The organism is uncultured Stenotrophomonas sp. (assembly GCF_913778665.1).
Lineage (GTDB): Bacteria > Pseudomonadota > Gammaproteobacteria > Xanthomonadales > Xanthomonadaceae > Stenotrophomonas.
Genome location: NZ_CAJYVQ010000011.1, coordinates 453,521 through 465,318 on the forward strand (window position 1 = coordinate 453,521; position 11,798 = coordinate 465,318).

An 11,798-nucleotide genomic window follows, 5' to 3' on the forward strand; every position below is an offset into this window, starting at 1 on the left:
GTTCCTGGCCCCACCCGACGATCAGACTGCGATGGCGCACAAGGCGCCATCGCAGCGACACAACATCACACGGTGTAGTTGGGGATGTTCTTGGTTGCGCTCCACTGCGCCACGGTCTTGCCACCAACGCCGCCTTCCGGCTTCTGCTGCTGGTAAGTCCACTTGATGGCGCCGAAGCTCAGCTGAACAACTTCCTGCGGCATGCCTTCCTTGTCCACCGTCGTGGTGACGCGGTGGACCAGCACGTTCAGCAGCTCGACCGTGTAGTAATTGATCGCGTTGCCGTCCTTGTCAGCGCGCATGAACTGGATCTGCGCCTTGGGGAAGGTGGTGCCGTTGGAGGCGGCCTGATTCAGGGCCGTGGAGGCGAGGTCGATCGACTTGGTGATTTCGATCGGGGACAGGTTCACGCGGGCAGCGGTGGTGCCGCCGGACGTCGACGCGGTGGCCGAACGCGGCTGCAACAGATCCTGCGAGAACGACTGGATTTCGATCCAGTCCTTGTGCTTGTCGTCGTGCGACTCGCCCTTGATGGTGTCAATCGAGAGGAAAGCGTGCTGCATATCTGGTCTCCTAAATTCCGTTCTTCCGTGAGATTTGATGTGCCAGGCGCGGGCCTGGCGGTTAAGGGGGGCTACGCCCTCTTGAAATAAGCGTCACTGCAATCCGGGGAGCGGACTCCCCTGGACGCTTCAGTTACAGCAAACCGTTACGACTTTTTCGCGGACGCCGGCAGTTCGGCGACCAGACGCAACGAAACAGACAGCTCATCGAGCTGGAAATGCGGCCTGATGAAGGCCACCGCGCGGTAGACACCAGGCTTGCCCGGCACCTCCGAAACCTGCACAGATGCTTCGCGCAACGGGAACTGCGCCTTGGCTTCCTGCGATGCGTTGTCGTCCAGCAGCACGTACTGGGCGATCCAACGGTTCAGGAATTCCTCGACGTTGCCCGCCGAAGCAAAGCTGCCGATCTTCTCGCGCATCATCGCCTTGAGGTAATGGGCGATGCGCGAGACCGCGAAGATGTACTGCAGCTGCGCAGACAGGATCGCGTTGGCGTTGGCCGAATCGGTGTTGTACTTCTTCGGCTTCTGTGCCGACTGGGCGCCGAAGAACGCGGCGTAGTCGGTGTTCTTGCAGTGCACCAGCGGCATGAAGCCGAGGTCACTGAGTTCCTTTTCACGACGGTCGGTGATGGCCACCTCGGTCGGGCACTTCAATGCCACTTCGCCATCGTCGGTGCGGAAGGTATGGGTGGGCAGGTCTTCGACCAGGCCACCGCCTTCCACGCCGCGGATGGCGGCGCACCAGCCAAAACTCTCGAAGGCCTGGGTCAGGCGTGCACCCATCGCGTAGGCAGTGTTGCACCACAGGAACTTGCCGTGGTCGGCCGCGTCGATGTCCTCGACGAAGTTGAAGCCTTCGACGGTGGTGCCATCCTTCGGGTTGTACGGCAAGCGGCCGAGGAAACGCGGCATGGTCAGGCCGACGTAGCGGCTGTCCTCGCTCTCTCGGAACGACTTCCACTTGGCGTATTCGACGGTGTCGAACACCTTGGCCAGGTCGCGCGGCTTGCCCAGGTCGGTGAACGTCTCCAGGCCGAACATGCCCTCGCTGGCAGCAGAGATGAACGGCGCATGTGCTGCGGCGGCGACGTGCGACATCTGCTCGATGAAGTACATGTCCTCCGGCTGGCGGCCGAGGAAGTAGTCACCGATCAGCGCACCGAACGGCGCGCCACCGAAGGTGCCGAACTCTTCTTCGTAGACCTTCTTGAACAACGCGCTCTGATCGAAGTCGATCGCCGACTTGAAATCCTTCACCAGGTCCTTCTGCGGCGAATTGAAGACCTTGATCTTCATGTTCGGGCCGGTGGAGGTCTGCTGGCACAGGTAGTGCAGCCCGCGCCAGCTGCCTTCCAGCTTCTGGAACGCTTCGGCGTGCATGACCGCGCTGAGCTGCTCGGAGATGATCCGGTCGATCTCGGCGATGCGCGCATCCAGGGTGAGGTTGAGGTTGTCGGAGACCACAACGGTCCCGTCCAGGACTTCCTTCGCCAATGCGGAAATGAGGTCCTTGGCGCGATCGTGTTCGGTCTGCGACTTGGCGACCTTGCTCTTCTCGACGATCTGGTCGAGCAGGCCCACGTCTTCGGCGACGGCGGCCTGGGTGGCCAGTTGGCTGGCTTCAGCTGACATCGGTCAGTCCTCCTTGGTCACGCCGAGCTTCTTCAGCTGCTCGGTGTTGTTGAGCACATCGGTCAGCAGGTCTTCCAGCTTTTCATTGCCGGCCAGCTTGTTGCGCAGGTCGGCCAGCTTGGTGCGCGATTCGAGCAGGCGACGCAGCGGCTCGATCTGCTGCACCACCGCCTCGGGGCGGAAGTCCTCGATGGATTTGAACTTCAGCTCGACGCCGAACTCGCCACCTTCGTCGCTGATCTTGTTGGGCACGCGGTACACCGCCCGCGGCGCCACGCCTTCCATCACTTCGTCGAAGTTGTCCAGGTCGACGTTGACGAACTTTCGATCCTTGACCTTCGGCAGCGGCTGCTCCGGATTGCCACTGAAATCGCCCATCACGCCGACCACGAACGGCAGTTCCTTCTGCTCGATCGCGTCACCCTTCTCCACATCGTAGGTGAGCTGGACGCGCGGCGGGCGGATCTTCTGCAGTCGCTTCTGGATGCTTTCCTTCTTGGCCATGAGTGTCTCCTGACTGGGGCCGGTTCCGGATCAGTTGCCGATGTTCTGGAACGGATCGGAGTTGTTCGAGCGGGCGGCGGGCTTGGCCGGCTGCGTGGCGGCGGGCTGCGTGGCAGCGGCCGGAGCGACAGCACGACCGGCCCGGGTGCGGGCGCGCGGCTTGGGCTTGGGGGTCGGATCGAGAATGGCGTCACCCATGGTGTTGCGCAGCGTGGTGGCCAGGGTCTGCGCTTCCTTGCGAGCGGTGTCCGACGCCAGTGCACCACGGCCCTGCAGGCGGGTGAGCGACTGGTTGGCGACACGGAAACCAGCAACGGTGATCACGCCATCGGCGACCAGATCGTTGGGATCACGCTGGAGCACCTCTTCCGCCGCGACGATCGCACGGGCGTACTGGCCCTGGTCGAACTGCAGCTGTGCGATGCGCACCCACGGCTCCTTGCGCGTCGGGTCGGCCTTGGCCGCCAGTTCGAACGCACTGATCGCGGCATCGGCACCACCGGTGGTGACCTGCGCCTCCGCGTTGCTCAGCGTGGTTTCGAACGGCACCACCTCGGCCTTCTTCGGTGCCGATGCGCAGGCCGCCAGGCCCGACAACATCATCAGCGCGAACATCGGCCGGTACACAGCCTTCCCCATTGCCTTCACTTCCATAGTGATCCCTCGTCGAAATTAGTTCCTAAAGGAAGCCGAATCTCCGCCGATACAACGCACGGGATTCCTGCCCCTGTCGGCGGCAGTGTACATTCGCGAATACGCGTCGGTATAGTGAATTTCGTCAAGAATACGGCGAAATTGATAGACACACTCTTCACATCCCGATGTGATATCCGCGAGCAGAAACCGTTATACGCGCACTTTTCACCCCCGCACCCCGAGCCCGCCGACTACACATGAATGCGCAACTCTTCCGATTCAAACGCGTGATCTCCGTCACGATTTTCTCCGTGATTGTTTCCAGCTCACTGGCCGGGTGCGCCAGCGACAGCAAGCTGGGCAAAGCAATGGACAAGACACTGCAGGCCGTCGGCATCCGCGAGGAAAAGCCGCAGGCGCCGCCAGTGATTCCGCTGCGCCTGTATGCCGGCAGCAACCTCAATGCCGGCAATGACAAGCGGGCGACCGCTGCGGTGGTCAAGATCTACCACCTGCGCAGCCTGCAACGCTTCGAACAAGCGCCCTTCAACGCCTTCCTGGACCAGGCCGGCGAGCAGGCAGCGCTCGGTGCGGACCTGTTGTCGGTCAACGAAGTGGTACTCACCCCCGGTGCCCGGCAGGAATTGTCCGAGCAGTTGAGTGAAGGAAGTGCAGTGCTCGGCGTGGTCGCCCTGTTCCGCGCCCCGGCCGAGAATCGCTGGCGCCTGGCCTTCGATACAAAGGGCAAGACGCTTCCGCAGGACGGTGTCACCATCGGTATCCATGCCTGTGCGCTGACCAGTGACAGCAAGGCCTTGTTGACACGGATTTCCGGCGATCCAGGCAGTCTTGCATCGATCCGCTGTGCGGGTGCGAAGTGATTCCGCGCCGGAATTCTGGCACTCGATTTGGCCGATGCGATAGTATTCCCGCACGCAACGTTTGCCCCCGCGCGTTTAATGTGAGAACCAACTCACACTTTCACATTGCTGGATAGGGGTTCTCGCCACAGCGGAAGGTGAGAATGGCGGGATCGGCCCTCGCGGACGATATTTTCGAGCTATTTCCAAGGATTGAACGTGGCTTATGTAAGCAGGATGTCGAAGGTTCTCTGGGGTGAAGGATTGTTCCTGCGCCCCCAGCATTTCCAGCGTCAGGACGCCTATCACGAAGCGCGGCTGCAGGATCTTTCGCAGACGCTGCACCCATATGCCTGGGGTGCGCGCCGGGTGCGTTTCGATCCCCATGCGCTGTCCGGCGGCACGCTGCGCCCGCTCGACCTGTCGGCCGTGTTCCCCGATGGCGAGACCTACGACGCGCCTGCCCATGACAGCCTGCCCGATGCGGTGTCGCTGCAGGACCTGCCGCCCGGCGTGCAGTCCACGGTGGTCTACCTGGCACTGCCGCTGCTGCGCGACGATGGCGCCAACTGCGCCGATGCCGAAGGCACCGTGCTGGCCCGCTATCGGCAGGCCAACCGCGATACGCAGGATCTGTTCACCGACGCGGTGGAGGCCGAACTGGCCTTCCTCAGCAAGGCGGTGAAGCTGCTCACCGACGACCAGCCGCGCGATGCCTACGCCACGGTGCCGGTGGCGCGCGTACGCCGCACGTCCAGTGGTGGCTTCGAACTGGACGACGAGTTCATCCCGCCGTGTGCGCAGCTGCAGGCGTCGCCGTTCCTGCACCGCGAACTGCGCGCCGTGCTCGATGCCTTGCAGGCCAAGGTGGACGCGCTGTACGGCCTGCACCGGCAGACGTCGCAGAACATCATCGAATTCCGCTCCGGCGACATCGCTTCGTTCTGGCTGCTGCACACCATCAACAGCTCGTTCAGTGCACTGGCGCACCTGCTGCACCATCCGCAGCTGCATCCCGAGCGCCTGCACCAGGAGCTGCTGCGCATGGCCGGCGCGCTGCTGACGTTCTCCAATGCCTACCAGCTGGGCGATCTGCCGGTGTATCGCCACGACCAGCCGGAGGCATCGTTCCGCAAGCTGCTGGAGATCGTGCGCGCCCTGCTGGATACGGTGATCTCCACGCGCTACTTCAAGATCGCACTGAACGAGGTCAAGCCGTCCTACCACCTGGGCCGCCTCGACTCGCAGCGCATCGATGGCAATGCCTCGTTCTACCTGTCGGTGTCGGCATCGCTGCCGGCGCAGGAACTGATCCAGAGTGTGCCGATCCGCTTCAAGGTCGGCGCGCCGGACGACGTGGAGAAGTGCGTGCTGTCCGCATTGCCCGGCGTGAAGCTGACCCATGCCGCGCAGGTGCCTGCGGCGATCCCGGTGCGTCCGGGCAGCCACTACTTCGAACTCGACGCGCGCGGGGCGCTGTATGAGCGCATGCTCAAGGCGCAGTCGGTGATGATCTACGTGCCGGCAGGCATTGCCGAGCTGAAGATGGAACTTGTGGCGGTGACCTCATGATGAACACTCCCCTGCCCCCGACGCCGGGCCCGATGCCGTCGCTGACCGCCAACGGCGCGATGGTCAATCCCACGCCTCAGGCGGCCAACCCGCAGAGCCTGCAGGACCTGATGTCCGATGGCTTCTACCTGTTGTTGCTGCTCAAGCGCGGGCAGCTGCCGCACGATGCCGAAGGCTTCGTGCAGACCGTGCAGAAGTTCCTCGATGGCGTGGAGCGCAACGCGATGCGCCTGGGCGTGGCGTCGGAAGACGTCTACGCGGCCAAGTACGCGTTCTGCGCGGCGGTGGACGAGGCGATCCTGTCGCAGCCTTCGCCGCTGCACGAAACCTGGGAGCGCAACCCGCTCCAGCTGCGCCTGTTCGGCGAGCACCTGGCCGGCGAGCACTTCTTCGACCGCCTGGAGGAACTGCGCCGCCAGGGCGCGGCACGCCTGCCCTCGCTGGAGGTCTACCACTACTGCCTGCTGATGGGCTTTGAGGGCAAGTACCGCCTGGAAGGCACCGAGAAGCTCGGCTACCTGACCGCACGCCTGGGCGATGAGATCGTCTACCTGAAGGGCAAGCGCCACGGTTTCGCACCGCACGCGCTGCCGCCCGACAACGTGCGCCACAGCCTGCGCCGCGTGGTGCCGCTGTGGCTGCCGGCAGTGGTGGTGGGCTGCTTCGGCATCGTCGCCTTCTTCGGCATGCGCACCTATCTGGGCCACGAGACGCGCCAGCAGCTGGCCGCCTACAACGACGTGGTGCAGATGCCCGAACGCACCGCACACATCACGATCACCTTGCCATGAGCCTGATGATATGGACATCCCAAGCTCCGCACTGCTCGCATCCCTCGCCTCGCTGTCGCACCGCGACCGCCTGATCCAGCTGAAGGGGCCCGATGCGGGCCTGGTGGTCGAACGCTTCGAAGGCACCGAATCGGTCTGCGGCGACAACCGCCTGCAGATCGACTGCCTGGCCACCGATGCGTTCCTGGAGCTGGAGCCGTGGCTGGAACAGCCACTGACCCTGCAGCTGCGCCAGGCCAACGGCGCGCTGCGCCAGTGGCACGGGCTGTGCACCGAAGCAGCGCAGCTGGGCAGCGATGGCGGCCTGGCCCGCTACCGGCTGATCCTCGAACCGTGGACCGCGCTGCTGCGCCTGCGCCGCAACGCGGTGATCTTCCAGGACCTCGATACCCGCGCGATCTGCGAGCAGATCTTCGCCGATTACCCGCAGGCGGTGTTCCGCTTCGACGTGCAGGCCGCACTGCCGGCACGCGCGATCACCACCCAGTACCGCGAGACCGACTGGGCCTTCGTCACCCGCCTGCTGGCCGAGGCCGGCCTGGCCTGGCGCATCGAGCAGGCACAGGGCGATGAGGCCGCGCACACGCTGGTGGTGTTCGAGCCGGGCGCCGAGCTGCCCGACGCCGGCCGCGTGCGCTTCCATCGCGCCGACGTGGCCGAGGCCAGCGACGGCATCACCGCCTTTGCCGAGCGCCAGCAGCTGGTGCCCAACGCCAGCACCGTGGCCAGCTGGCACAGCGAGCAGGTCACGGCGGTGGCCGCGCAGTCCAGCGCCGACGCTGGCAGCCTGCCGGCGCTGGAAGTCTATGTGCAGCCACGCGCCGGCCGCTTCGCCCAGGCCGGCTGGGCCGATGCCGAAGCGCAGGCGCGGCTGGATGCGCTGCGCGTGGGCCAGGTGCTCTACAGCGGCAGCGGCAGCGAGCGCCAACTCGGCGCCGGCAGCACCTTCACCCTGGCCCAGCACCCGCAGCATGAAGGCCAGGCCTTCCAGCTGCTGGCCGTGCAGCACGTGGCGCTGAACAACCTCGACCAGGGCATCGCCGAGCTGCTGGGCAGCCCCGCGCTGGAGCGTGGCGCCTACCGCAACAGTTTCCTGGCCACCGGCGCCGGCGTGCCGCTGCGCGCCCTGCCGCAGGACCGGCCGACCCTGCATGGCCCGCAGACCGCCCGCGTGGTGGGCATCGCCGACGCCGCGGTCACGCCCAACCGCGAGCACCAGGTGCGCATCCAGTTCGGCTGGCAGCGCGGCAGCAAACCCAACCCGGGCGGCCTGACCGAGACCGGCAGCGCCCAGCCCGGCCACGCGCCCGGCGACCACACCAGCGGCAGCTGGGTGTCGGTAGCCGAATGGGTGGCCGGCCCCAACTGGGGCACCGCGTTCCTGCCGCGGGTGGGCAGCGAGGTGCTGGTGGAATTCCTGCACGGCGATATCGACCAGCCGCGCATCACCGGCCAGCTCTACAACGGCGAGGTCGCCCCGCCCTTCGGTGGCGGTATCGACGAGAACGCGCGCCACCCCGGCGTGCTCAGTGGCCTGCACACGAAGGCCCATGATGGCAGCGGCACCCAGCAATGGGTGATGGACGATACGCCGGGCCAGTTGCGCACCCGCCTGCACAGCTCGCTGGCCGACAGCCGGCTGGAGCTGGGCTACCTGATCGCGCACCAGGACACCGCCCGCGGCGCGCTGCGTGGCGAGGGCTTCGAACTGGCCACCCAGGGCTGGGGCAACGTGCATGCCGGCGAAGGCCTGCTGCTGTCGGCCAGCCTGCAGGAACGCGCGGCCTCCACGGTGATGGACAACGCCAGCGTAGTGGCGCAGCTCAAGGGCGCCGAGCGCAGCCTGAAACAGATGCAGCAGACCCTGGCCCAGCAACAGGTGCCGGGGTTGGCCGAATTCGAGCGCACCAAGCAGCTGCGCGAGCAGATCGACCCGCAGGCGCAGGGACGCTACACCGGCGAAGTGAACGGGCAGAGCGCGATGAAGCCCGGCAGCGATGGCCGCAGCCCCGGCGAGCAGCCGGTGGAACGGCTGGGCACGCCGCTGCTGCTGGCCGAGGCGCCGCACCATGTGGCCTGGACCACGCCGGCCAGCGCAGTGGCCTATGCCGGGCAGAACCTGCAGATGACCGTGCAGCAGGACCTGCACATCAGTGCCGGAGAGACCATCGCCACCGTCTCCGGCGAGCATGTCTCGCTGTTCGCGCAGAGCGGCCCGCTGCGGGTGATCGCCGCGCAGGGCCCGGTCAGCCTGCAGGCCCACGATGGCGAACTGGAACTGCTGAGCGATCAGGCGCTGACCATCACCGCCACCGACGACCGCATCGACGTGCTGGCGCAGAGCAAGGTGGTGCTGCAGGCCGGCAGCAGTGCGATCACGCTGGAGGGCGGCAACATCACCTTCAGCTGCCCGGGCGAGTTCAAGGTCAAGGCCGGCGAGCACCCGTTCATGGGGGGCAGCAGCACACCCGCCAGCCTGCCACCATTGCCCGCCTTCACGATCAAGCCCGATCCGGGCCGCACCTTCGAGAGCACCTTCGCCTACGACCAGCTGCGCAGCATTGCCGCGCAGTCGACACCGGTCGAGTTCGTCATGATGATGGCGCCGACCTTCGGCTTCGACGTCCCGGCGCGGACCTACATGAAGCTGCAGGACGCACTGAAGGATGGCAGCCTGCAGGCGCCCGAACACAAGGTGATGGCCGGTGCACCCTACCCGGCCGACTACGACAACAACAAGCGCATCATCCGCGTGAACAGCATGGCCGCTGACCGCGCAGCGACAACCATCGAGGCGTCACGCGAGCTGCTGGCCGTGTTGCTGCACGAATTCGGGCACCACGTCGACAACGTGCTGCGCAGCGATCTGGCCGAGAAGGACGCGAACGGCAAGCCGACCCTCGCTGCGGACAGCGGCAAGGAAGAAGGCACGGCACTCGCCTATCGCCTGGCCTTCTTCGACCTGGAAGGCACGCACGAAACCGAGTACGCGCAGTACACCTCGCCCGAGTACAACGGTGCGTTGAAGGTGAACTATGCCGAGGTGCAGGCGGCACTGAAGCAACAGGGGCCGGTCGCACAGGAGACCAACAAGAGCGAGGATGGGCGCTACGAGGGGTTCAGCGCGGGTGATGGCCAGAACCATGACAAGCGGCCGAACGAATCGTTCGGGCATCGGTCGATTGAGGCGGTGCTTAGGCATGCCGAATTCACTCCAAACCAGCGCCAAGCGATCTATTTTGGCAACTGGCTCCGGGACTACTCCCAACTGCTCGATCCCAAGATCGTACGCCCCGCAGGCCTACCGAAGAACCTCGGCAAATACCTCTCTCGAGCCGCCCTGACCCAAATTGTCGATGTCCTGGCTGGCAGTGAGTTCCACAATATACGGTTCGGGAACCAAGCTGATTTTGGGGTAACGCCCGCACGCCTCGGGGTATACAAGCCAAGCGAGCATATCGACAACCCAAAGAACATCAAACCCGAGCCAGCAGACCCGAAAACCATCGACAAGGACTTCGAGCCTTGGGTCACGCCCGGGAGTGCTCTTCTTCAGATAGACCCGAAAACCTCGATGAAGCGCTACATCATGCGCTCCAGAGACTTCATGTCTTCCGAACTGAACAAAGCAATCTCAATGGGCAAGACACCAGATGGCATGCGCCATTTTGGCTCTGCCCTGCATGTCCTTGAGGACTACTTCGCACACTCCAATTTCTGCGAACTCAGCTTAAGAAAGCTCGGACACAGCACCGTGCTGCCTTGGACATCGACTGCCAATTGCACTCATCGATACCCTGTGGTGACTGGGATGTTTGGCTCGACCGACGTCATCGCAAGCCTGGCCGAACCCATTGCTCACAAGCTCTTCGGCGTAGAAAGCTGGGAGTTCAAGGCGAGCAAGCCTGGCGACCGTTCCGACGGCGAGAAGATCATGCTGGTCCTTCTTTCCGAGCACAGCGATCAGCGTTACTACAAAGCGTTCCAGGATTTCCTCAAACTTCGAGACCGCATTGCACGAATCCCTGGACATGAATATCTGGAACGGGCTGGCTGGATCGCCAGCGCGCCAATGCGCGCGGTACTCAACTGCTACAACTTCGTCTATCAACAACTCCTGCTGCTGGTAGGCAACAGTGTGGACGACGCGCAGACGATGTTCGATTCCGATCCGAATAAGAGTGGATCAACCGACCCCAGCCATTCCCAGCTGGCAAAGGACCACGACGTTCATCCGCTGCATACATTGGCTGCTCAGCTGGCGCAACAGGCCGTCCTCCAGGTTGGGCAAGCAATGGCAGGGCGATGGCGCGGCGATGCATCACGTGATCCGGTCAAGATCGCGCAGTCCTATCTGGTCCACCCCAATGATACGAACTGGCAGGATGCGACTGTTGCCGCTTGGGCCAAAGGACACGCTGCGGCGATACGGCGCGCCTCGTCCGCCACCGAACTTGAGCACCTGCACGAGGAACATGGAAAGCACGCACTGGAGAACATCCGTCGCGTGGGACGCTACGGTTCCGATAGTTGGGACTACATCACTCGCTTCTATGAAGATCTGTTTGGCGAGAAGAATCAGGTTAAGACCAAATGATCAAGGCACTCCTTCTTTCCACCATCCTTCTTGTCCTTCCCGGCTGCCAGGCCGAATCATTAGATTCCAATAAACCACGGCAGCCGAGTGTCGAATTCGACAACGGAGATTTCTCAATCAACGGTGGTCACGCGAGAATTGGGGCAACCACCAAAGAATGGATTTCCCTTCTGGGCGACAACTATAGATATGCCAATCCGGGCTCACCAGGCATGATGGTGTGGGACGAACTGGGTATCTTTGTCTATACCGATCTCCCGATGAAGGACCGTGTCGATACTGTGGCCTTTGCCTTCAACACAGACCTAGATGAAGGCCCTGGATCATCAGACGCGCCAGCAACCATCAGACCCAGAAAGCCATTCCCAGGGCAGGTCGTCGTCAGTAGCACACGAATCAACGGCGACATGAAGATCAGTGATATCCCAGCCGCCAGCAACATGATGCTTGAGGTGCACTGCAGCAAAGGCATCGCGATATGCACTACGAATCGCGTTGATGGCACTTCCCGTGACTACTCGATCTCCTTCACGGTTGACGAAAAGCAATATGAAAGCCTTCCCTACACTATAGAAATAGGCCGCGCACTTTAGCGCTCTCCGACCAATTACTCATGGCGCGCATGACTAACTGGAACA

General features: G+C 63.6%; 9 protein-coding genes. 5 read left to right on the plus strand and 4 right to left on the minus strand.

Translation table 11 applies throughout. The annotated features are described in order from the left end of the window. Nucleotides 1–65: 65 nt before the first annotated feature. The 4 genes from QZ853_RS17330 to QZ853_RS17345 form a co-directional block, all read right to left on the minus strand. Nucleotides 66–563: a type VI secretion system tube protein Hcp gene (locus QZ853_RS17330; protein ID WP_006465355.1), complete on the minus strand. Its 498-nt coding sequence runs from the start codon at nt 561–563 to the stop codon at nt 66–68. A 146-nt stretch (nt 564–709) separates the two neighbouring features. Beyond that, entirely contained in the window at nt 710–2,200 is a 1,491-nt protein-coding gene (gene tssC, locus QZ853_RS17335; RefSeq protein WP_295575843.1) for a type VI secretion system contractile sheath large subunit, read from the minus strand. 3 nt (nt 2,201–2,203) lie between these two features. Further along, nucleotides 2,204–2,704 carry a type VI secretion system contractile sheath small subunit gene (gene tssB / locus QZ853_RS17340; protein ID WP_295575846.1) on the minus strand — a complete coding sequence of 167 codons (501 nt, stop codon included), beginning with the start codon at nt 2,702–2,704 and terminating at the stop codon, nt 2,204–2,206. 30 nt (nt 2,705–2,734) lie between these two features. After that, nucleotides 2,735–3,343 (minus strand): tetratricopeptide repeat protein, encoded by a 609-nt coding sequence (locus QZ853_RS17345; RefSeq protein WP_295575849.1) that lies wholly within the window; start codon nt 3,341–3,343, stop codon nt 2,735–2,737. Between the two features lie 308 nt (nt 3,344–3,651). On the opposite strand from QZ853_RS17345, the gene tssJ reads away from it, so the two are divergent. The 5 genes from tssJ (at nt 3,652) to QZ853_RS17370 (ending at nt 11,753) form a co-directional block, all read left to right on the plus strand. Next, on the plus strand, nt 3,652–4,221 hold the full coding sequence (gene tssJ / locus QZ853_RS17350) for a type VI secretion system lipoprotein TssJ (protein WP_295575851.1): 570 nt from the start codon (nt 3,652–3,654) through the stop codon (nt 4,219–4,221). Between the two features lie 216 nt (nt 4,222–4,437). Further along, the gene (tssK, locus tag QZ853_RS17355; protein ID WP_295575854.1) at nt 4,438–5,772 is read left to right on the plus strand and encodes a type VI secretion system baseplate subunit TssK; all 1,335 of its coding nucleotides are present in this window, start codon (nt 4,438–4,440) and stop codon (nt 5,770–5,772) included. Next, complete coding sequence (gene icmH, locus QZ853_RS17360; protein ID WP_345777915.1) at nt 5,769–6,563, plus strand: type IVB secretion system protein IcmH/DotU; 795 nt, start codon at nt 5,769–5,771, stop codon at nt 6,561–6,563. The genes tssK and icmH overlap by 4 nt, the downstream gene beginning before the upstream one ends. A 10-nt stretch (nt 6,564–6,573) precedes the next feature. Next, the gene (tssI, locus tag QZ853_RS17365; RefSeq protein WP_295575861.1) at nt 6,574–11,160 is read left to right on the plus strand and encodes a type VI secretion system tip protein TssI/VgrG; all 4,587 of its coding nucleotides are present in this window, start codon (nt 6,574–6,576) and stop codon (nt 11,158–11,160) included. Continuing rightward, on the plus strand, nt 11,157–11,753 hold the full coding sequence (locus QZ853_RS17370; RefSeq protein WP_295575864.1) for a hypothetical protein: 597 nt from the start codon (nt 11,157–11,159) through the stop codon (nt 11,751–11,753). Before tssI ends, QZ853_RS17370 begins: the two co-directional genes overlap by 4 nt. Nucleotides 11,754–11,798 lie beyond the last annotated feature (45 nt).

Excerpts from the sequence above, each read along its gene's own strand:
- QZ853_RS17330 (WP_006465355.1), bottom strand. The coding sequence starts at position 563 with ATGCAGCACGCTTTCCTCTCGATTGACACCATCAAGGGCGAGTCGCAC.
- tssC (WP_295575843.1), bottom strand. The coding sequence starts at position 2,200 with ATGTCAGCTGAAGCCAGCCAACTGGCCACCCAGGCCGCCGTCGCCGAA.
- tssB (WP_295575846.1), bottom strand. The coding sequence starts at position 2,704 with ATGGCCAAGAAGGAAAGCATCCAGAAGCGACTGCAGAAGATCCGCCCG.
- QZ853_RS17345 (WP_295575849.1), bottom strand. The coding sequence starts at position 3,343 with ATGGGGAAGGCTGTGTACCGGCCGATGTTCGCGCTGATGATGTTGTCG.
- tssK (WP_295575854.1), top strand. The coding sequence starts at position 4,438 with ATGTCGAAGGTTCTCTGGGGTGAAGGATTGTTCCTGCGCCCCCAGCAT.
- icmH (WP_345777915.1), top strand. The coding sequence starts at position 5,769 with ATGATGAACACTCCCCTGCCCCCGACGCCGGGCCCGATGCCGTCGCTG.
- tssI (WP_295575861.1), top strand. The coding sequence starts at position 6,574 with ATGGACATCCCAAGCTCCGCACTGCTCGCATCCCTCGCCTCGCTGTCG.
- QZ853_RS17370 (WP_295575864.1), top strand. The coding sequence starts at position 11,157 with ATGATCAAGGCACTCCTTCTTTCCACCATCCTTCTTGTCCTTCCCGGC.